Annotated in this window: 18 protein-coding genes; 9 read left to right on the top strand and 9 right to left on the bottom strand. The window is 74.8% G+C overall.

The features are described from left to right. Positions 1–66: 66 nt before the first annotated feature. On the top strand, positions 67–534 hold the full coding sequence (locus ACN20G_RS33955; protein ID WP_424217095.1) for an alpha/beta fold hydrolase: 468 nt from the start codon (positions 67–69) through the stop codon (positions 532–534). Here the strand turns inward: ACN20G_RS33955 and ACN20G_RS33950 are convergent. Continuing rightward, complete coding sequence (locus ACN20G_RS33950; protein ID WP_424217094.1) at positions 498–1,160, bottom strand: response regulator; 663 nt, start codon at positions 1,158–1,160, stop codon at positions 498–500. The two genes, ACN20G_RS33955 and ACN20G_RS33950, sit on opposite strands and share 37 nt — an antisense overlap. Continuing rightward, positions 1,148–2,314, bottom strand: coding sequence for a histidine kinase (locus ACN20G_RS33945; protein ID WP_424217093.1), 1,167 nt, complete (start codon positions 2,312–2,314; stop codon positions 1,148–1,150). The genes ACN20G_RS33950 and ACN20G_RS33945 overlap by 13 nt, the downstream gene beginning before the upstream one ends. A 157-nt stretch (positions 2,315–2,471) precedes the next feature. Between ACN20G_RS33945 and ACN20G_RS33940 the strand changes: the two genes are divergently transcribed. From ACN20G_RS33940 to ACN20G_RS33920, 5 genes are all read left to right on the top strand, one after another. Next, positions 2,472–2,651, top strand: coding sequence for a hypothetical protein (locus ACN20G_RS33940; protein ID WP_424217092.1), 180 nt, complete (start codon positions 2,472–2,474; stop codon positions 2,649–2,651). A 245-nt stretch (positions 2,652–2,896) separates the two neighbouring features. After that, positions 2,897–3,676: an ABC transporter permease gene (locus ACN20G_RS33935; RefSeq protein ID WP_424217091.1), complete on the top strand. Its 780-nt coding sequence runs from the start codon at positions 2,897–2,899 to the stop codon at positions 3,674–3,676. Next, positions 3,673–4,398, top strand: a complete 726-nt coding sequence (locus ACN20G_RS33930) for an ABC transporter ATP-binding protein (protein WP_424217090.1) — start codon at positions 3,673–3,675, stop codon at positions 4,396–4,398. The genes ACN20G_RS33935 and ACN20G_RS33930 overlap by 4 nt, the downstream gene beginning before the upstream one ends. A 113-nt stretch (positions 4,399–4,511) precedes the next feature. Further along, the gene (locus tag ACN20G_RS33925) at positions 4,512–5,516 is read left to right on the top strand and encodes an ABC transporter substrate-binding protein (RefSeq protein WP_424217089.1); all 1,005 of its coding nucleotides are present in this window, start codon (positions 4,512–4,514) and stop codon (positions 5,514–5,516) included. Positions 5,517–5,553: 37 nt separating this feature from the next. Further along, positions 5,554–6,663: an aryl-sulfate sulfotransferase gene (locus tag ACN20G_RS33920; RefSeq protein WP_424217088.1), complete on the top strand. Its 1,110-nt coding sequence runs from the start codon at positions 5,554–5,556 to the stop codon at positions 6,661–6,663. A gap of 3 nt (positions 6,664–6,666) precedes the next feature. Here ACN20G_RS33920 and ACN20G_RS33915 read toward each other — a convergent pair whose 3' ends face one another. Next, positions 6,667–7,707 carry an ArsR/SmtB family transcription factor gene (locus ACN20G_RS33915; protein WP_424217087.1) on the bottom strand — a complete coding sequence of 347 codons (1,041 nt, stop codon included), beginning with the start codon at positions 7,705–7,707 and terminating at the stop codon, positions 6,667–6,669. 77 nt (positions 7,708–7,784) lie between these two features. On the opposite strand from ACN20G_RS33915, the gene ACN20G_RS33910 reads away from it, so the two are divergent. Further along, positions 7,785–9,074, top strand: coding sequence for an MFS transporter (locus ACN20G_RS33910; RefSeq protein WP_424217086.1), 1,290 nt, complete (start codon positions 7,785–7,787; stop codon positions 9,072–9,074). Here the strand turns inward: ACN20G_RS33910 and ACN20G_RS33905 are convergent. The 3 genes from ACN20G_RS33905 to ACN20G_RS33895 form a co-directional block, all read right to left on the bottom strand. Continuing rightward, complete coding sequence (locus tag ACN20G_RS33905) at positions 9,023–9,928, bottom strand: geranyl diphosphate 2-C-methyltransferase (protein WP_424217085.1); 906 nt, start codon at positions 9,926–9,928, stop codon at positions 9,023–9,025. The two genes, ACN20G_RS33910 and ACN20G_RS33905, sit on opposite strands and share 52 nt — an antisense overlap. Positions 9,929–9,934: 6 nt before the next feature. Beyond that, a complete protein-coding gene (locus ACN20G_RS33900; protein WP_424217084.1) occupies positions 9,935–11,398 on the bottom strand; it encodes a family 2 encapsulin nanocompartment cargo protein terpene cyclase in 1,464 nt (487 codons plus the stop codon). Positions 11,399–11,700: 302 nt separating this feature from the next. Continuing rightward, positions 11,701–13,116 carry a family 2B encapsulin nanocompartment shell protein gene (locus ACN20G_RS33895; RefSeq protein ID WP_424217083.1) on the bottom strand — a complete coding sequence of 472 codons (1,416 nt, stop codon included), beginning with the start codon at positions 13,114–13,116 and terminating at the stop codon, positions 11,701–11,703. Between the two features lie 905 nt (positions 13,117–14,021). On the opposite strand from ACN20G_RS33895, the gene ACN20G_RS33890 reads away from it, so the two are divergent. Further along, positions 14,022–14,828 (top strand): L,D-transpeptidase, encoded by an 807-nt coding sequence (locus ACN20G_RS33890; protein ID WP_424217082.1) that lies wholly within the window; start codon positions 14,022–14,024, stop codon positions 14,826–14,828. A 25-nt stretch (positions 14,829–14,853) separates the two neighbouring features. Here ACN20G_RS33890 and ACN20G_RS33885 read toward each other — a convergent pair whose 3' ends face one another. Next, positions 14,854–15,999, bottom strand: coding sequence for an epoxide hydrolase family protein (locus tag ACN20G_RS33885; RefSeq protein ID WP_424217081.1), 1,146 nt, complete (start codon positions 15,997–15,999; stop codon positions 14,854–14,856). A 281-nt stretch (positions 16,000–16,280) separates the two neighbouring features. Between ACN20G_RS33885 and ACN20G_RS33880 the strand changes: the two genes are divergently transcribed. Further along, positions 16,281–17,021, top strand: a complete 741-nt coding sequence (locus tag ACN20G_RS33880; RefSeq protein ID WP_424217080.1) for a formylglycine-generating enzyme family protein — start codon at positions 16,281–16,283, stop codon at positions 17,019–17,021. A 90-nt stretch (positions 17,022–17,111) separates the two neighbouring features. On the opposite strand, the gene ACN20G_RS33875 is transcribed toward ACN20G_RS33880, so the two are convergent. Further along, positions 17,112–18,338 (bottom strand): serine hydrolase domain-containing protein, encoded by a 1,227-nt coding sequence (locus ACN20G_RS33875; protein ID WP_424217079.1) that lies wholly within the window; start codon positions 18,336–18,338, stop codon positions 17,112–17,114. 278 nt (positions 18,339–18,616) lie between these two features. Then, on the bottom strand, positions 18,617–19,786 hold the full coding sequence (locus tag ACN20G_RS33870; protein WP_424217078.1) for an agmatine deiminase family protein: 1,170 nt from the start codon (positions 19,784–19,786) through the stop codon (positions 18,617–18,619). Between the last annotated feature and the right edge of the window lie 94 nt (positions 19,787–19,880).

Here is a 19,880-nt window from a genome sequence, read left to right as displayed (position 1 = left end):
CACCCGGTGCGCGGGCCGGTCGGGGCGCGTGGCCGAATTCTCGGGACGAACCGTGGAAGAGGGCCTGTGACATGGAGCGAACGCGTGGTGTGGCGGGACGGGACGCACCTGTCCCGCCGGGACCGGGGCGGGCCCGGGCGACCCGTGGTCCTGCCGCACGAGTTGGCGGGGCACGCCGGCGAATGGGACCTCGTCGCCGAGCGGTTGGCCGCCCGGCACCGGGTGGTGGCCGTCGACCAGCGGGGGCACGGCGCGAGCGAACGCCGCCCCGAGGACCGCTCCCGCGCCGCGTACGTCGCCGACGTGCTCGCCGTCCTCGACTCGCTCGACCTGCGGGAGCCCGTGCTCGTCGGCCAGTCGATGGGCGGCAACGCGGCCCTGTCGACCGCCGCCGCCCACCCCGCGCGGGCGCACGCCCCGGTGCCGGTCGAAGCCCTGACGGAGGGCACCCGACGGGCGGCCGTGCCCGGCGCGAGCCCCGGCCCGGGCACGGGGCGTCAGGGGCGGGTGGCCGGAGCGCGGCGGTTCAGGTAGGCGAGCACGGCGAGCACCCGGCGGTGGCCGCTGTCGCTCGGCGGCAGGCCCAACTTGAGGAACACGTTCCCGATGTGTTTGCTCACGGCCCGCTCGCCGACCACCAACCGGGCCGAGATCGTGGCGTTGTCGTGGCCCTCGGCCATCAGCCGCAGCACCTCCGTCTCGCGCGGAGTGAGGGATTCCACCGGGTCCGGTCCGCGCCGGGCCAGCAGTTCGGAGACCACCTCGGGATCGAGGGCGGTACCGCCGGCGGCCACCCGTTCCAGGGCGTCGAGGAACTCGTCCACGCGCCCCACCCGGTCCTTGAGCAGGTAGCCGATCCCGCCGGCCCCGGCACCCAACAGCTCGGCCGCGTACGTCTCCTCCACGTACTGCGAGAGCACCAGCACCGGCAGTCCGGGCCGCTCGGCACGGGCCGCGAGCGCCGCGCGCAGTCCCTCGTCACGGAAGCCGGGCGGCATCCGCACGTCGAGCACGGCCGCGTCCGGGCGGTGCGCGAGCAGCGCCGGCAGCACCTCCGGTCCGGTCGACGCCACCGCGACCACCTCGTGCCCGGCGGAGGTCAGCAACAGCACCAGTCCCTCCCTCAGCAGGGCGTTGTCCTCGGCGATCACCACACGCACGGAATCTCCACTTCGATCACGGTCGGTCCCCCGACGGGACTCGACACCCGAACACCGCCGTCGAGGGCGGCGATCCGCCGGCGCAGGCCGGGCAGGCCGGTCCCGGCCGCCTCCGAGGCCCCGCCGCGTCCCTCGTCGCGCACCGACACGAGCAGGGCGCGGGGGGCCCGGGAGAGTTCCACCCGGGCCCGGTCCGCGCCGCTGTGCCGGGCCGCGTTCGTCAGGGACTCCGCCACCGCGAAGTAGGCGGCGGCCTCCACCGCCGCCGGGGGCCGGGCGGCCCCCTCGACGCCGTCGGCGGTCACCGACACCTCCAGGGTGCTGCCGGCGGCCAGGGCCCGCACGGCGCCGACCAGGCCGCGGTCGGTGAGGATCGGCGGGTGGATGCCGCGCACCACGTGGCGCAGTTCGGCGAGGGCGGCCTCGGCCTGGTCCTGGGCGTCGTCGAGCAGCCGGCGGGCGGCGTCCGGGTCCCGCTCCAGGGCGCGGCGGGCCAGGCCCACGCGCAGGGACAGGGCCACCAGGTGGGCCTGGGCCCCGTCGTGCAGATCCCGTTCGATGCGTCGCAGCTCGGCCCCGTGCGCGGCGATGGCACCCGCCCGCGTCTCGGTCAACTCCGCCACCCGCGCGGTTAGTTCGAGGCGGCGCAGGGCCTCGGGCGAGGGTGCGAGGAGGGCGGCGGAGAGTCGGGCCTCGGCATCGGCCAGCGCGTGCGTCCACGCCGGCACGGGCCCGGACCGGCCGGACAGGGCGCGCCACACCGCGTCCACCGGCAGGCCGACCGCCCACAGCAGGAGCCCGGCGAGCGCGAACAACCAGCCGTGGAACAGGTGCAGTCCGAGCCAGCGCAGGTCGCGCACGGTGCCCGGGTCCCGCAGCGCCGTCCCGATCCGGGCGCGCAAGCCGCCCACCAGCGGCGCGTACGCCTCCGGCACGGGCGTCCCGAGCCGCCGGGCGACCTCGGCCCGTTTGAACCCGGCGATCCGCCGCAGCAGGACCACCGCCTCCGGCACCGCCCCCGCGCCGACCAACACCGCGCCGGCGACGGCGGCGAACGCCAACACGGGCAGGAAGGCCATCGTGGCCACGGACAGGCCCGTCGCCCGCAGCAGGTACCTCATCGCCGGCCACGCCCGCCGCGCACTCGTCCTCACCCGGTCAGCCTAGTGCCGTGACCAGGGGGTGGTGTACCTGGCTACACCCCCGGTCCGGGGTCTCGGCCCCTCGTGGGGAGCGGGGGGCGGGGGGCATCGTGGGAACCACCGCGGGCCGCTGGGGCCCCCGGCCCTGATCCCCTCGGAGGACCCCGTCGTGAAGGCTCTGTTCTGCTCCCTGGTCGCCATCGGCGTCGCCACGAACGTGGTCGCGAACTTCGCCGTCGAGGGCGGCGCCCAGATCGCGTGGGGCGTCGTCAGCGGCGCGCTCTCGCTGGCCGGCCTGACCGGCCTGGCGCGCCTGTACCGCGACCGCCGCCGGCCCGCCGGGGTCTGAGCCCGCCGGGGTCCGAGCCCGCCGGGCCTGACGGCGGGGGCGACGCCGACGCCCGCCGGAAGGTCGCCGAGGGGACGCCCCCTCGGCGGCCTTCCGGCGTTCCGGTGCGGGCGGTCGGGCGTGCGTGCGTGCGACCTGGGCGGGCGGGGTCGGGAGGTTTCGCATTGTTGAAACACTCCCTTCATAAGCGTGGTCAATTATTGATCTCGCTTATGCAGCACCCCGATCGAACGAGGAGCAGACCCGTGCACTCCACCCCCTCCCCGGCGGGCCGGGCCCGGGCCCGGATCGGTCCCGCCCTCGGCGTGGCCGCCGCCGTGCTCGTCCTGTGGTCCCTGACCGCCTGGTCCGGTGCGGTGGCCCCGGGACTGCTGCCCACCCCCACCGAGACCGCCGCCGCCCTCGCCGACTCCGCCCGCACCGGGCTCCTCGCCGAGGACCTCGCCGCCAGCCTCGCCCGCGCCGGGCAGGGCTTCGCCCTCGGCGCCCTGGTCGGCAGCGCCCTCGGCTTCGCCACCGGTTACCTGCCGCGCCTGTCCGCCGCCGTCACCCCCCTGGTGTCCTTCCTCCGCCCCATCCCCGCCATCGCCCTGGTCCCGCTGGCCACCGCCTGGTTCGGCATCGGCGAGACCGCCAAGCGCCTCCTCATCGCCTACGCCGTCCTCCTCGCCGTCTGGCTGTACGTGCACGACGGGGTCTCGCGGATCCCCGCCACCCACCTGCGGGCCGCCCGCACCCTGGGCGCCCCCGCGCACCGGCGGTTCACCGAGGTGCTGTTGCCGGCCGCCGCCCCCGCCCTGCTCGCCGCCCTGCGCTACGGGGCCTCGGTGGCCCTGCTCGCCCTGGTCGCGGCCGAACTCGGCGGCGCGGACAGCGGACTGGCCTACCGCCTCCAGGTCGACGGGCAGTTCCTGCGCGTGGACCGGATGTTCGCGGGTCTGATCGTGCTCGGGCTGCTCGGCGTCCTCGTGGACCTCGTGCTCGCGGGCGTCGGCCGCCGCTTCGTGCACTGGAGCACTTCGTGAGCCGCCGCGTGCGCCTGGAGGGCGTCTCGGTCCGCTACGGCTCCACCCCGGTCCTCGACCCCGTGGACCTCGACCTGCCCGCGGGTTCGTTCACGGCCCTGCTGGGTCCGAGCGGCTGCGGCAAGTCCACGATCCTGGGCGCCGTCGCCGGGTTCGTCGCCCCCGCCGCCGGCCGGGTCACGGCCGGCGCGGAGCCGGTGCGCGGCTCCGGCCCCGACCGGGGCGTGGTCTTCCAGCACTACGCCCTCTTCCCCTGGCGCACGGCGCGCGGGAACGTCGAGTTCGCGCTGAAGCGGCACGGCCTGCCCCGGGCCGAACGGCGCCGGCGGGCCTTGGCGGCCCTGGCCGAAGTGGGTCTCGCCGAGGGCGCGGAACGCTATCCGGCGCAACTGTCCGGCGGCATGCAGCAGCGGGTCGCGCTGGCCCGCGCCCTGGCGGCCGAGCCGGAGGTGCTGTTGATGGACGAGCCCTTCGGGGCCCTGGACGCCCTGACCCGCACCCGCATGCAGGACCTGTTGCGGGAGTTGTGGGCGAAGCGCGGGGCCACGGTCCTGTTCGTCACCCACGACATCGACGAGGCACTGGCCCTCGCACAGCGGGTGGTCGTCCTCGGCGGCTCCCCCGGGCGGGTGCTGGCCGACCATCCCGTGCCCGAGGGTCCGGTCGACCCCGCGCTGCGGGCCCTGATCGCCGGGCACCTGCTCACCCCCGCCGACGCCTGACCCGCGCCCCCGCCCCCGCGACCCCGACCGCACCCGCGACCCCGACCGCGCGCCACGCCGCCCCGCCCCACACCACCGCCCACCAGCGCCCGTCCCGGAAGGACCCTCCCCCCATGCCCCGACCCCGTCTCGTGACGGCGGCCCTCGCCGCCGCCCTGCTCTCCCTCCTCGCCACGGCCTGCTCCGCCGGCGAGGACCGCCCCTCCCCCGCCGCGGCCGGGCGTCCGACCGTCACCCTCGCGACCAGCGACCACCTCGGCGGCGCCCCCGTCCACGTGGCCCAGGAACGGGACCTGTGGGCGAAGGAGGGCATCGCCGCGAGCGTCACCACCCAGCCCACCGGCCGGGACGCGCTGAACGCGGTGCTCGGCGGCCAGGCCCAGCTCGGCGTGGTCGGCGACCTGCCCGCCGTGACCGCCGCCCTCGGCGGCCGGGACCTGCGGATCGTCGCCGACCTGTCCCGGTTCACCGACTGGCGGTTGCTGACCCGCACCGATCGGGGCGTGACCGGGTTCGCCGCCCTCAAGGGCCGCAAGGTGGGCGTCCCGCAGGGCACCAACGTGGAGTACGCCCTCTCCCGCATGCTGGACTCCGCCGGTCTGAAGCCCGCCGACGTGACGATCGTCAACCTCGCGCCCAACCAGGTCACCCCCGCCCTCGCGCGCGGCGACATCGACGCCGGGATCACCTTCCCCTCCTTCTACGACGCGGCCCGCACCGCCCTCGGCGCGCGCTACGCCGAACTCCCCTTCACCGGCTACACCGCCCGCACCCTGCTCGTCGCCGGGCCGAAGGCGGACCCCGAGGGCACCGCCGCCGCCGTCCGCGCCCTGCTGCGCGCCCAGCGGGAGATCGCCGCCGACCCGGCCGGGGCCCGCGCGGCCGTCCTCGCCCAGGCCAAGGGCGCCGTGCAGGCCGGGTACGTGAACGCCTTCCAGCCCCGCTACGAGTACGGCGCCACCCTCTCCCCCGCCCTCCTCGACCAGCTCACGGCCGAGGCCGCGTGGGCCAAGTCCGCTCAGAAGCTCCCCGGTTCCGCCGACCGCGCGGCCCTGCTCGGCCGGCTGGACCCGGCGCCGTTGAAGGCCGCCGACCCGGCCGCCGTCACCGTCCGCTGAACCCGTCAACCACACCCTCCCCTCGAAGGAGCACCCCATGACCGTCGACCAGAACACCCTGCGCCGCCGGGGCGTCGGCCTGATCGCCCACGACCCCGCCCGCAGCTACGGCGGGCACACCCTGTACACGCCGATCACCAGCGCCGGCGAGATCCACCTCGTGGACATCGAGGGTCGTCCCTCGCACACCTGGACCTCCCCGCACCCGCCCGGCCGGCAGGCCCAGATCCTGCCGAACGGGAACCTCTTCTACGCGGCGAAGGACACCACGGGCCCGACCCTGTTCCCGATCTGGGACGTCTACCACGGCGGCATCTTCCAGGAGTTGGCCCCCGATTCCACGGTGCTGCGCGAGGTCCGCCACCCCTTCCACCACCACGACGCCACGGTGCTGCGCAACGGCAACCTGCTGATCGGCACCGTCGAACCCCTCTCCCCCGCCGACGCGGCCCGGATCCGCGGCGGGATCCCCGGCTCCGAGGCCCCCGGCGGCGTGATCTACGGGGACGTGGTGCTGGAGATCACCTGGGAGGGCGAGGTGGTCTGGCGCTGGGCCGCGATCGAGCACCTCGACCCGGAGCGGGTGGTGCTCAACCCGCACTTCGCCCGCAACCACTGGCCCATGGCCAACACCGTCAACGAGCGGGCCGACGGCTCCGTGGTCATCGGCTTCCGCAGCGCCTCCACCACGGTCTCGGTGGACCGCGCGGACGGCTCCGTGCAGTGGCTGATCGGCCCGGACGTCCTGGCCCAGCAGCACCACCCGCACGAACTGCCGGGCGGCACCGTGCTCGTCTTCGACAACGGCACCTACCGCGACACCACCTCCGTGCCGTACTCGCGGGTGCTGGAGCTCGACCCGCGCACGGGCGAGGAGGTGTGGTCCTACACGGACAACCCGCCGCAGAACTTCTACAGCCCCTACATGTCCAGCGCCCAGCGGCTGCCGAACGGCAACACGTTCATCGCGGAGGGCTCCTTCGGCCGGCTCTTCGAGGTGACCCCCGACGGGGACGTGGTGTGGGAGTTCGTCGTCCCGCAGTTCCGTTCCTTCGGCGACGGGGTGGGCCTGGAGTCCTCGGCCGGGGCGCAGAACTCGGTCTTCCGGGCGCACCGTTACGCGGCCGACGAGCTGCCCTGGCTCTGAGCCTCAGCCTCCGGCGGCCCGCAGCAGGACGCGGGCGGCGGGGGTGTGCCGGTAGAGGACCGAGCGTCCCTGCCGGTGCCGTTCGAGGAGGCCGGCGTCGGTGAGGACCCGCAGGTGCCGGCCGACCGAGCCGAGGGCCAGGCCGGTGGCGGCGACCAGGTGCGTGGTGCTCATCGGGGTGACCGTCAGGAGCAGCACGCGGGCCCGGGCCGGTCCGAGCAGGGCGGTCAGGGCCCGGGGCGCCGGCCGCCGCCCCGGCTCGGCGAGGACCCCGGTGCACGGGTGCACGAGCGCGTACCGGTCGGGTTCCCGCCAGGTCACCCAGCCGTGTCGGGGGGTGACGGGGACGAGCAGCAGGCGGGCGCCGATGATCTCGCGGTCGGGGTTGTCGCGGGCGTTGATCCGCAGCCGGCCGTCGCCGAGCCACCGGACGTCCGGGCCGAGGCATTCGAGGGCGGCGGCCCAGCCGCCCTCGGCGACCTGTCGGGTGCGGGCCACGACGTGGGCGGCGAGGAGTTGTCGCCGCCGGTCCCAGTCGGGGGCCACGGCCCGTTCCCACAGCCAGGACAGCAGGTCGGCGGCGATCCCCGGCAGGTCCTCGGGGCCCGCGTCAGGGCCCGCGTCCGGGTCGGGCCCGTCCGCCGGTCCCGCCCACCCCGCCTGCTCCTCGGCGTCGGCGGGCCGTCGGGGGCGGTCGTGCCGGCGGGCCGCGCGCAGGTCGGCGCGGGCCCGTTCGGGCGGGGTGGCCCGGACGACGGCCAGTTCCCCCGCGAAGTCCGCGGTCCCTTCGACGGGCGGCACGGGCGTGAGGAAGTCGGCGGTCCAGGTCCGCCGCAGGCCGGCCCGCACCAGGGCCGCCGTCCCGGGGTCCCGGTCCAGGCGGGCGCGGAACGCGGGCAGGTGCGCGGCCACCCAGTCCCGTTCGGCGGGGTGCGAGGGGGCGCCGGCCACGAGCACCCGGAGCGCGGCCACCGTCTCGGTGAGCGGGGAGAGCGCGAACCGGCCGTGCGCGAGGGTCTCCGCGTCCAACGCCCACAGTCCCATCGGCCCGCCCCTTCGTCGTTTTCGCGTGTGCGCGAAACGATAACGGCCCGGGACCCGTGCCTCGGATCCTCCCTGACATGCGCAGTTACCGCGAACTCCTTCGCACCCCCGAGTTCCCCGCGTTCTTCGCGGGCTCCGCCCTGTCCGTCGCGGCCGGCACCGTCGCCTCCCTGGCCCTGGCCACGGCGGTGCACGCGGCGACCGGCTCCGCCCTGCTGTCCGCCCTCGCCCTGTTCGGCCCCTCGCTGGCGCAGGTGGTCGGCGCGACGACGCTGCTGTCCGCCGCCGACCGGCTGCGGCCGCGCGCCGTGCTGACCGGCCTGGCCCTGTTCGGCGCGCTGGGGGCCCTGCTCCAGGCGCTGCCGGGGCTGCCCGTCGCCGCCGGGTTCGGGATCCTGGCCGTGCAGGGCCTGGCGGGGGCGGTAGGGTCGGGGGCGCGGCCGGGGCTGCTGCGCGAGATCCTGCCGGCGGACGGGTTCCTGCTGGGACGTTCGGCGCTGACGGTGGCGACCGGCACCGTGCAGATCTGCGGGTACGCCGTGGGCGGGGTCCTCGTGCCGTTCCTGTCGCCCCGGGGCACGCTGCTGGTGGGTGCCGGGCTGTACGCGCTCGCCGCGCTCGTGCTGCGGTGCGGGCTGGGCGACCGGCCGCCCCGGGCCCTGGGGCGGCCCTCGATCGCCGCGACCCGACGCGTCAACGCCCGTCTGTGGTCGGCGGCCCCGCGCCGGGCCGTGTACCTGGCCCTGTGGGTGCCCAACGGTCTGATCGTGGGCTGCGAGTCCCTGTTCGTGGCCCACGACGCGCGGCACGCGGGCCTGCTGTTCGCGGTGGCCGGGGTGGGGATGCTGGTGGGGGACGTGACGGCCGGCCGCTTCCTGTCGCCCCGGGCTCGGGCCCGACTGACGGCCCCGCTGCGGCTGCTGCTCGCCGTCCCGTACCTGGTGTTCGGGTTCGGGGAGGGGCTGCCGACGGCGGTCGCGGTGGCGGCGGTGCTGCTGTCCTCGGTGGGGTTCTCGGCGAGTCTGCTGCTCCAGGAGCGGCTGCTGGAGCTGACGCCGACGGAGTTGGCGGGGCAGGCGCTCGGGTTGCAGTCCGCCGGGCTGCTCGCGTGTCAGGGTCTGGCGGCGCTGCTCGCGGGCGTCCTCGCCGAACTGCTCTCGCCGGCCCGGGCGATGGCCCTGCTGGCGGTGGCCTCGCTCGCGGTGACCCTGGTCCTGGCCCCGCGCCTGCGGCCCGCGCCCGCGTCCGGCCCCGCGTGCGGGCGCCCGCCCCGGCGGATGGGCCGGGGCGGGCGCGGGCGCGTGCGCCGGGCGGATCAGACCCGGTCGGCGGCGATCAGCACGTACTGGAAGGATCCGTCCCGGTAGGAGTTGATGAACGCCTCCTCGATGCCGGTGACCAGGCTCGACGTGGCCCGCAGCTCCCAGTAGGGCAGGGTGTCGGGGGTCAGGTCGATGACGGCCTGGGGCACCAGCCGGTTGTCGGCCATGGCCTTGAGGTACTCGCGGCGGGAGTGGATGTTGCACTCGAAGTGGGCGTTGATCTGGGAGACCCACTTGGAGGGCTGGCCGTAGCGCGGGTTCCAGCAGCCGGTGATCGTGACGTAGCGGCCGCCGACCTTCAGCATCCGGGAGTGCTCGGCCATCAGGTCGTCGAGGTCGACGTACATGCTGGACTCGTTGTTCCAGGAGCCGGCGACGGAGCCGGTCTCGAAGGGGGTGTGCAGCATGTTGCAGACCCGGGCCCGCACGTGGTCGGAGATGCCGAGTTCGGCGGCGCGCGCGTTGCCGAACTCGGCCTGCTTGGCGGAGAGGGTGACGCCCTCCACATTGCAGCCGAAGCGCTGGTGCGCCATGACGCTGCTGCCGCCCCGGCCGCAGCCGGCGTCCACCAGGGTGTCCTCGCGGCCGATCTCGCCGAGGTGGTCGAGGAGGACCTCGGCCTGGGCGGACTCCAGCCGGTGCAGTTCGGCGATCAGCCGCTTCTCGTAGTCGGCGGCGGCGGGGTCGCCGAGCGCGGCGTGGTCCACGGCGCCGATGCCGTAGTGGTGGTGGTACAGCCCGTCCACGTCGCCCAGCTTGAGATTGACGGGGCGGGCCTCGCCGTCCCAGTAGCGGGCGATGTCCCCCTGGTAGGGGGTGGCGGGGGACGGGATCCGGACGGCGCCGGGGGCGGGGGCGGTGAAGGAGGTGTGATCGGTCGTGGTCACGGTCGTGTCCATTTCCGCCTACCAGAAGTCGGGCAGGCTGTAGCGGTAGGTGTTGGTCATGTGCCAGTGGTGATTGCCGTCGACCCAGGCCGCGACCCCGCGCAGGAACCGCTGGACGCTGGGGACGGGGCAGGCCGCGGCGAGCGCGGCGGCCTCCGACTCGAACTCGTGCATGAGCCGGTTGTGGACTTCGACGGCCTTGAGATAGCCGGCCTGGTGGGAGGTCCCGTCGCGTTCGGCGATGACGACGGGCAGGTTCAGGTGGCGGCCGGGGGCGGCGAGTTCCTTCGTGTACGAGTAGAGGTCGTTGACGATGGTCGTCGCGTTGCCGGCCAGGGCGATCACGCGTTGCATCGCGGGTTGGGCGTGCAGGTCCGCGGGCAGTTCGTAGCCGCCGACGGTGTCGGTGATCGTGGGGCAGGGGCGGAAGTTGTTGAACTGGCGCATGGCCAGGTACTCCCACACCTCGGGCAGGTGGTCGGTCTCGGCCCAGGCGGCCTCGGCGAGGTAGCCGAGGTGCAGGCGGGCCATGTCGTGCCGGAACCGGTCCGCCTGGGAGGCGGTGGCGGCGCCGGTGAAGTACTCCATCGCGGAGCGGTAGGCGCGGCGGGGGGCGTCGGAGTGCAGGGACTCGGCCCACGGGCCGTGGTACTCGGCGGTGGTGTGCAGGGGGTCGAGGGCGGTGTGGGCGAGCAGCAGTCGGGCGCCGAGGCCCTTGGGCGAGCCGCCGTGGTCCTCGCAGTAACAGTCGTCCACCGCGTTCTCGGCCACCATGAGGCGGGTCGCGAGCATGAGGTGGTCGACGGTGGGGGCGTCGGGGTGGCAGGCGACCATGTAGCGGCCGACGGAGAAGCCGTCGAACTGGTCCTCCCACTCGTCGGGGTAGAGGTCGATCTCCTCCAGGGCCCAGTCCTTGATCCGGCGGCTGACCTCGGCGACCCGGGCCGGGTCGGGTTCGGCGATGGGGTGGAAGTACAGGCCGGGGATCGGGATGCCGTCCGGATCGGCCTCCGGCGTCGGCTCGGCCGGGACCGGCACGGCGAGGGCGGCGGGCGCCTCGGGCACCCGGATCACGGGCACGGTGACGGCTCCGACGGGGGGCGCGGCCGGGGTCGTGGGCGCGGGTGCGTCGGGGGTGGTGGGGCGGGTGAGGTGGAGGGCGGAGGTGCCCAGTCCGCTGGGGCCGCGCAGCAGGCGGGCCCGTTCGGCGGCGGTCGGCGACTCGACCGGCGCGTCGGCCGCGGCGGGGCTCGCGACGATGGCCGCGGTGACGGGGGTGGGGGGCACGGGTCCGGGGATCTCCGGGACGGCGTGCGCGGGCGTGGCGGTGGGCGCGGGGGGTGCGGGGGGTGCGGGTCGGGAGCCCAGGACGCCGACCAGGTCCTGGGCGCGGGAGGCGAGTTCGGCCAGGGCGCGCGCGCCGAACGCGGCGGCGGCCTCGGGCAGTCCGCTCTGCGGCGGGAGGATCTCGGGTTCTGGCATCCGTCTGGGCTCCTGTGGCTGGCGCGGGGGGTGGGGTCGTCTCGGCCCGGGCTGCGGGCGCGGCCCCGGTCGCCCGCCGGCGGGGCGCGCGGGGGCGTGGGCGGACCGTCGGCGCGGGGGCGGGCGGTCCGCGCGCCGGATCGGGGCGGGCGGGGGTGGGGCGGGCCGGGAGGCCCCGTCCGTGCGGGTCGGCACGGCGCGCCGGCTCGTGCGGGGGCGCGGGCGGTGGGGGGCGCCCGGGGCGCGGCCCGACGCGGCGGGCGTCGGACCGCTCGGGACGGGCCGGTCGGGCCCGGCCGGGGTCAGGCCCGGCGGGCGATCTGGACGTTCTCCAGGACACCGAGGGCATCGGGGACCAGGATGGCGGCCGAGTAGTAGGTGGTCACCAGGTAGGAGACGATGGCCTGCTCGCTCATGCCCATGAAGCGGACCGACAGGCCCGGTTCGTACTCGGAGGGCAGTCCGGTCTGGCGCAGGCCGATAACGCCCTGGTTGTCCTCGCCGGTGCGCATCACCAGGATGGAGCTGGTGTTCTCCTTGGTGATGGGGATCTTGCCGCAGGGCAGGATCGGGACCCCGCGCCAGGCCGGGACCTGCTGGCCGCCGAGGTCCACGTGCTGCGGGTACAGGCCGCGGGAGTTGAACTCGCGGCCGATCGCGGCGATGGTCCGGGGGTGGGCCAGGAAGTACTTGGATCCCCGTCGGCGGCACAGGAGTTCGTCGAGGTCGTCGGGGGTGGGCGGCCCGGAGTGGGTCTGGATGCGCTGCTTGAAGTCGGCGTTGTGCAGGAGGCCGAACTCGCGGTTGTTGACCAGTTCCCACTCCTGGCGTTCGCGCAGGGCGTGGATGGTCAGCCGGAGCTGCTCCTCGGTCTGGTTCATGGGGTCGTTGTAGAGGTCGCCGACCCGGCTGTGGACGCGCAGGATGGTCTGCGCGGCGGACAGTTCGTACTCCCGGGGGTGGGGTTCGTAGTCCACGAAGGTGCCGGGGATGGTGGCCTCGCCGACGTGCCCGGCGGAGAGCGCGATCTCGGCCTCGCCGTGCTTGTTCTGCGGGCGGGCGGGGCGGGCGGCGAACGCGGTCACGTGCTCGCGGAGCGAGGGGGCGTTCGCGAGGACGGAGGCGAAGTCGGCGCGGGAGAGGGTGAGCAGGGTGCCGGAGGTCTCGGCGGTGACGGTGGCGGGCCAGCGGGCGTCCTCGTCGAGGAGGGCCTCGTCGCCGAAGCGGTCGCCGTCGCCGAGGACCCCGAGGGCGAGTTCGTCGCCGTAGGGTCCGACGCCGGTGCGGGCGAGCCGGCCGTGGGCGATGAGGTGCAGCTCGCCGGCGGGCGCGCCGCGTTCGGCGAGGGTGTCGCCGGCGTCGAAGTCGCGTTGGACGCAGCGGGAGGCGAGGGTGCGCAGCACCTCCTCGTCCTCGTAGCCGCGCAGCAGGGCCAGTTCGCCGAGTTCGGCGGGGATGACGCGCACCCGGGCGCCGTCCTGGACGAACTCGACGCGCCCGTCGCCGACCGTGAAGCTCAGCCGCCGGTTGACCCGGTAGACACCGCCCTTGGTCTCCACCCAGGGCAGCACCCGCAGCAGCCAGCGGGAGCTGATCTCCTGCATCTGGGGGGCGGACTTGGTGGTCGTGGCGAGGTTGCGGGCGGCTTCCGTGCTCAGACTGGACCTGCCGGCCTGTTCCGGTGTCACCGGTGCTTCCGGGCTGGTGTCCACGGTCATGGGGCGAGCTCTCCTTACGGCGGGGCGGGGACGGGCGAAGCCCGTCGGAGGTGCGTCGGAGACGCCGAACACGGAGGTACGGGACGGGAGTTGACGGGACGTGGTGCGACCGTCCCGGTGATCCGTCGACGTCCGGGGGAACCGTAACGGGGGCGCACTCGAACGGCCCCGGGAAACCGGTGATATTAACTCGATGCGATGATCTTGCCCGGGGCGCGTTTCGACGCCGGAACACGGGAACGCGATACCGCACCACCCCGGCGCGCCCCGACCACCCGCCCCCGCCCCACCCCACGAACCCCCGCCCACCTGCCCTTTCCCCACCCGCACCACCAACCCCCACCCCCCGACCCCCACCCCCGACCCCACCCCGAGACACCCCCCGCCCCGAGCGCGAAGCCGAATCCATGCCTCGCACACACGCACGATCACCGCACACGCGTTCCCTTCCGATACCGGGCGCGTCATTCCTGTGGGTGGAGCGCGCGGGAGTGGCGACCGAGCGCTCCACCCGACATCGACGGCCGGCCGCAACGCCCCGGCTCGCAGCCCGATGCCTTCTTCAGGTTTCGTTAAGGGCCGTTCCGTACCGTCCGTGGCCAGTGGTGCTCCTTCGACCGACACCGCCCGATCATCCACCGCCGGTGGTGCCGCGTCGGGATCGGCGCTCCGCCCGAATCCGTCTCTCCGGCCGCCGTTCCGTCTCCGTGAAGGGTCGTCCCGCCGTGCCCGGCTTCAAGTCCGTCCTCACCCGTGCTCCCGTGGCCGTCGCCGCGTGTCTGCTGATCGCCTCGTGCGGTGCCGGTGCCGACGCCCCCGCGTCGGCCGGCGGCTCATCGACCGCTCCCCCGCCCGCTCCGGGCAAACCGGCCGGCGCGGGGACCGGCACGTCGGCGAAACCCGTGGTGACGGACGGTCCTCTGATCGATTTCGATCTGCTGCCCGGACCGGGCAAGACCGTCGGGACCGGACAGCCGGTCTCGCTTGAATTCAAGAACAAGATCACCGACAAGGCCGCCGTGGAGCGCGCCCTGCACGTCACGACCTCCGTGCCCACCGAGGGATCCTGGGGATGGGTCAGGACCCCGCTGGGCGGTCACGACCGCCTGGATTGGCGGCCCAGGACCCCTTGGAAGCCCGGCACCGTCGTCACCGTGAAAGGCGACCTGACCCGGATCGCCCCCGGGGGCGGGCACTTCGACCGGGTCGTCGACCGCGTCTTCACCATAGGCCGGGACCAGGAACTGACCGCCGACCTCGACACCCACCGCCTCGTGGTCCGACGGGACGGTGTCGAGGTCCGACGGATCCCGATATCGGGCGGGGAACCCGTCAAGGACCGGGCCTCACGACCCGGGACCTTCGCCATCGGCAGCCGGGAGCCCACCGTGCACATGACCTCGAAATCGGTCGGCGGCCCCAAGGACTACGACGTGACCGTGAACTGGGGCATGCGCTTCACCGAGACCGGCGGCTACCTCCACGAGGCCACCGGCGACGCACAACGGTACGTCGGCGTCCGCAACCACAGTGCGGGATGCCTCGGGATGACCCCCGCCGACGCCAAGTGGCTCTTCGACTCGACGCTCCTGGGCGACCTCGTCACCGTCGAGGGCGAGGACGCCACCACCGCACTCGGCGGCCCCGGCAACGGCTACGCCGACTGGAGCCTGGACTGGCCCGCCTGGAAGAAGCTCTCCGCGACCGCGTGACCCCCTCCCCACGACCGGGCGGGGCCTACCGGTGCGGGCGAAGTGCGTCGCGGAGGTCCGCGACGAGGAGGTCCGGCTGCTCCATGGCCGGGAAGTGTCCGCCGCGAGGCAGCCCGGTCCAGCGGACGATGTTGGCGAGCGGCTCGGCGAGGCGCCGCACGGGGTGGAAGATGTCGTCGGGCATGACCGCGATCGCGGTGGGGACCTGGGCGAACGGGGGCTGGGGCGGGACGATGCGGATCATCTCCCAGTAGGCGCGGGCGGAGGACCCGGCGGTGTTGTTGAGCCAGTAGATCATCACGTTGGTGAGCATCGCGTCACGGTCGACGGCGTCCTCGGGGACGTCCTTGGCGGCCGTCCAGTCCCGGAAGCGCTCCACGATCCACGCGAGCTGCCCGACGGGCGAGTCGGCGAGAGCGTAGGCGAGGGACTGCGGGCGGGTCATCTGGAGCTGCGCGTAGGCTCCGAGTTCCCGGTCGAACTGCTGCTGCCGCTCCAGTTCGCGCTTCTCGGCCGGGTCGTCGGGGTCGATGTTCCCGGCGTTGGCATTGGCGAAGATCAGCTGGGTCAGGTGCACGGCGACGACGTGCCGCGTGTCGAGTTGCGCGAGCTCGTAGGTGACCGCGCTGCCGAGGTCTCCGCCGTGGGCGGCGTACCGCTCGTGGCCCAGGCGACGCATCAGCTCCGCCCACGCCTTCGCGGTGTCCCGCTGGGACCAGCCGGCCGGCTGGGGGCCGGAGAACCCGAACCCGGGCAGGGAGGGCACGACCACGTGGAAGGCGTCGGCCGCGGTGCCGCCGTGGGCGACGGGGTCGGTGAGCGGCCCGATCACGTCGAGGAACTCGACGATCGACCCGGGCCGGCCATGGGTGAGGATCAACGGCATCGCGTCCGGGTGCGGGGAGCGGACGTGGACGAAGTGCACGTCGTGGCCGTCGATCAGGGTGCGGAACTGCGGGAGGCGGTTGAGGCGTTCCTCCTGCGCCCGCCAGTCGTAGTCGGTGCGCCGGTGTTCGCCCGGCTTCGGCAGGCAGTCCGGCGGGATGCCCCGGCTCCAGCCGGCGCCTGAGCTCGCGTCGGGCCGGCGGGTCGCCTCCAGGCGCCGGGCCAGATCGTCGAGCTGCTCCTGCGGTACCTCGATGCGGAACGGCCGCACCTCTTCGTCGCTCATGACCCGCACGGTAGGGACCGACCCGTCGAGAAGGGTGGAAGCGTCCCACCCCGCGACAGGCCGATCACCGATGCGGACCAACCGGCGACCCGCCCCGAAACGTGGCCGGTACGGGCCGGTTCGGCCGCCGGTCGAGGCGGTGTTCGCACGGGTACGCGTGCCGGGCGGATGTCGCCCGGGAACGCGCTCCCCGACAAGCCGGCTGCTCGGGCACGGGAATTCCGCGCCCGCGAGCGCCGTTGATCAGACGCGTGCGAAGGGACGAATCGGAGGGGGAGACCGTGGACGTGACAGCGGTGGACTGGGTGGAGGTGCCGGCGGGGCGGCTGCTGCGGGGGACGCCGGCCGAGGAGGTGCCCGAGGTCGCCCGGCGGCTCGCCGACACCGGGGTGCCGGAGGACTGGTACCGCAAGGAGGCCCCGCGCGCGGAACTGCGCGTCCCGGCGTTCCGGATCGCCCGCACCCCGGTCACGGTCGGCCAGTGGGCCCTGTTCGCGGTGGCCCAGGGAAGACCCGCGCCGCAGGGCCCGCCGGACCACCCGGTGTTCGGCGTCGACTGGGCCTCGGCCGCGGCCTACTGCCACTGGGCGGCCGAACGCCTGGGAGAACCGGGCATCCGGCTGCCCACGGAGGACGAGTGGGAGCGCGCGGCGCGCGGCGACGACGGCCGCGAATTCCCGTGGGGCGAGGAGTACCGCACGGGCCTGGCCAACCTGGTGGACCTCGGGCTCGGGACCACCACCCCCGTCGGCTCCTTCCCCGAGGGCGCGAGCCCCTTCGGCGTGCTCGACATGGCCGGCAACGTCGACGAGTGGACCGCCACCCGCTACGCCCCGTACCCCGGTGCCCCCGCCGGGGTGCCCGAGACCGAGGACTGGGCCGCCGATCCGCACGTCACGCGCGGCGGGGCATTCCGTCACGATCGCGACCTGGCCCGCTGCGCCCGCCGACACGGCGCGTACGAGAGCGACCTGAACGCGATCGGCGTGGGCTTCCGCCTGGCCGCACCCGCCGCCCCCTGAGCCCCGCCGCCCTCGGCCCCCATCCCCGAACCGGGCGGCGTCGGGGCCGGCAGGACGCCGCGCACGGACACCGCGCGCCCGCCGGGGGGATCAGTCCTCCACGGCCTGGAAGAGGGTGGTCCAGAAGTCCTGCGCGAGGCGGATCGGGGCCGGGACGGTGCTGCCGACCTGGGTGAGGAGGATGCCCGTCAGGCCGGTGACCGGGTCGGCGTAGGTGGAGGTGCCGCTGCCGCCGTCCCAGCCGAACTGGCCGACCGGCGCGTAGTCGCCCCGGTAGGTGCGCACCGCCATGCCCAGGCCCCAACCGCCGTGCTGGCCCTGGCCGAAGGAGACGTGGACGCTGTCGCGGGCCAGTTTGGTGCGGGCGGCGAGTTGCTCCGCGTCGAGGCGGTTGGTGGTCATCAGCTCGACCGCGGCCCGGGACAGGATCCGCTCGCCGCCGTGCCGGCCGCCGGCCAGCAGCATCCGGAAGTAGGCGTGGTAGTCGTCGGCGGTGGAGTTGAGGCCGCCACCGCCGCCCTCGAAGGCCGGGGGCGCGCTGTGCCGGCCGCCCTCCGCCTCGTCCCACACGTGGAACTCGCCGGTGGTCGGGTCGGGGGCGTACAGCGGGGGCAGCCGGTGCAGGTCGGCGGCGGGCACGTGGAAGCCGGTGTCCCTCATGCCGAGCGGTTCGAAGATCCGCTCGCGCAGGAACTCGCCGTAGGACCGGCCGGAGACCCGGGCCACGAGCACACCGAGCAGGTCGCTGGCGATGTGGTACTGCCAGTGCCGGCCCGGCTGGTGCATCAGCGGGAGTTCGCCGAGCCGGCGCAGCCACTCGTCGGGTTCGGGCATCGGGGTGGGCAGGTTGGGGGTCAGGCCGCCCGCGAACACCGCGTTCATGATGGGGGTGCCGAGCGCGGTCAGGTCCATGCCGAGACCGAAGGTGGAGGTCAGGACGTCGCGGACGGTGATCGGGCGGGCGGCGGGCACGGTGTCGTCGAGGGGGCCGGCCACGTCCTTGAGGACTCTCCGGTCGGCGAGTTCGGGCAGCCATTCCTGCACCGGGTCGTCGAGCCGGATCCGACACTCGTCGAGCAGCACCATGCCCGCCGCGACGGACACCGGCTTGGAGGTGGACGCCATGCGGAAGATCGTGTCCCGGGCCATCGCCGGGCCCCCGTCGTGCCGCATCGTGCCGAGCGCCTCCACGTGCGTGTCGCCGCCCCGACCGATCAGCGCGACGACACCCGGGATCCGGCCCGAGTCCACGTACCGCTCCAACACCCCGCGCACGGCGCGCAGTCCCGCTTCGGTGAGGCCCTTGTGCTGTGCCATGGTGATGTTCCCTTCGTTCGCCAATCGGTGAAGACACGAACGACGCTACATTGCGTTTACTCATTCGGCAACAGACTTGGCGCCATAGCGCCTTTAAAAACAAGGCATTTGACGGTTCGTTGCAACGAGTGCTCATCGAATGCAATGAGCCGACCCCGACGGTCGTTGCAATGGGCTGAGGGTGAACGCACGAGGGCCCCGGTGCCGCGCGTCGGGGCGCGGCACCGGGGCCCGGGTCGTCACCGGCCGCCGAGGGGGGCGGCGGTGTCGCCCTCCCGTTACGGGACGGGCTGCTGCTGGGTCACGCAGTGGATCCCGCCGCCGCCGGTGCCGAGGCGGTCGATGTCGAGCTGGACGACCGTGCGGCCCGGGTAGAGCCGGGCCAGGACGGCCTTCGCGGCGGCGTCGGCGCGGGTGTCGCCGAACTGGGCGGCGATCACCGCCCCGTTGCAGACGTAGTGGTTGACGTAGGAGGCGAGGAAGTCGGGGTTGCGGGAGCGGATCTTGGCGTAGTCGGGGCCCTGGAGCCGTTCGACGGTCATGGCGCCGCCCTGTCCGTCGCCGGCGCCGGTCAGCGTCCGGTACTGGGCGCGGGCGTCCTCGGCGTACGCGTCGGTGTCCGTGGACAGCGGCATCTGGACCACGGCGCGGCCGGGGGTGACGAAACGGGAGGTGGCGTCGACGTGGTCGTCGGTGATGTCCTGGCCCCGGACCCCGTCGAACCAGATGACCCGGTCGGCTCCGTAGGCGGTGCGCAGGGCCTCGGTGATCCGGGCCTCGGAGAGTCCGGGGTTGCGGTTGCGGTTGACGAGGCTGCTGCGGGTGGCCATCAGGGTGCCCGCGCCGTCCTGTTCGACGGCGCCGCCCTCGCCGACGAGGCCGGCGGTGCTGAAGGGGACCCCGGCCCAGGCGGCGACGCGGCCGGCGACGAGGGCGTCCTTGGCGTGGGTCTGCTTGCCGCCCCAGCCGTTGAAGCCGAGCCCGATGGCGTCGAGCCGGCCGGCGCCGTCGGTGCGGAACACGGGTCCGGTGTCGCGGGCCCAGCAGTCGTCGACGGGGATGGTGGTGAGGACGGTGACGGCCGGGCCGCACAGGGAGCGGGCCCGGGCGGCGGCTCCGGGGTTCGCGCACAGCACGACGGGTTCGTACGCGGCGATGGTGCGGGCGATGAGGGCGATGTCGGCCTGCACGCCGGAGAGCCGGCCGCCCCAGATGCCGGTGCTGTCGGGCCAGGCCATCCAGGTGCGGGTGTGCCGGACGTCCTCGGCGGGCACCCGGAAGCCGGCGGCGGCCGGGCGGGCCTGGGCGGCGCGGGCGACGCCGGTGGTGCCGAGGGCGAGGCCGGCGCCGGTGAGGGCGGCGCCGGCGAGGAACCGGCGTCGGGAGGGGCCGGGGGTCGTCGGGTCGGGGGTCGGGGCGGCGGGTTCGGGGTGGGGGGAGCGGTTCACGGGGTCCTCCTTCGGTTCCGCGCCGGCCCCGCCGGATGCGGGGCGGTCGCGGTGTCACGGGTGGTCCGGTGGTGCGGGCGGTGCGGTGGTACAT

Source organism: Streptomyces dryopteridis (assembly GCF_049606955.1).
Lineage (GTDB): Bacteria > Actinomycetota > Actinomycetes > Streptomycetales > Streptomycetaceae > Streptomyces.
The sequence above is the reverse complement of the archived record's forward strand: the minus strand, read 5'-3'. Positions and strand labels throughout refer to the sequence as shown.

Excerpts from the sequence above, each read along its gene's own strand:
- ACN20G_RS33875 (WP_424217079.1), bottom strand. The coding sequence starts at position 18,338 with ATGGCACAGCACAAGGGCCTCACCGAAGCGGGACTGCGCGCCGTGCGC.
- ACN20G_RS33905 (WP_424217085.1), bottom strand. The coding sequence starts at position 9,928 with ATGGACACGACCGTGACCACGACCGATCACACCTCCTTCACCGCCCCC.
- ACN20G_RS33885 (WP_424217081.1), bottom strand. The coding sequence starts at position 15,999 with ATGAGCGACGAAGAGGTGCGGCCGTTCCGCATCGAGGTACCGCAGGAG.
- ACN20G_RS33925 (WP_424217089.1), top strand. The coding sequence starts at position 4,512 with ATGCCCCGACCCCGTCTCGTGACGGCGGCCCTCGCCGCCGCCCTGCTC.
- ACN20G_RS33915 (WP_424217087.1), bottom strand. The coding sequence starts at position 7,707 with ATGGGACTGTGGGCGTTGGACGCGGAGACCCTCGCGCACGGCCGGTTC.
- ACN20G_RS33920 (WP_424217088.1), top strand. The coding sequence starts at position 5,554 with ATGACCGTCGACCAGAACACCCTGCGCCGCCGGGGCGTCGGCCTGATC.
- ACN20G_RS33910 (WP_424217086.1), top strand. The coding sequence starts at position 7,785 with ATGCGCAGTTACCGCGAACTCCTTCGCACCCCCGAGTTCCCCGCGTTC.
- ACN20G_RS33900 (WP_424217084.1), bottom strand. The coding sequence starts at position 11,398 with ATGCCAGAACCCGAGATCCTCCCGCCGCAGAGCGGACTGCCCGAGGCC.
- ACN20G_RS33895 (WP_424217083.1), bottom strand. The coding sequence starts at position 13,116 with ATGACCGTGGACACCAGCCCGGAAGCACCGGTGACACCGGAACAGGCC.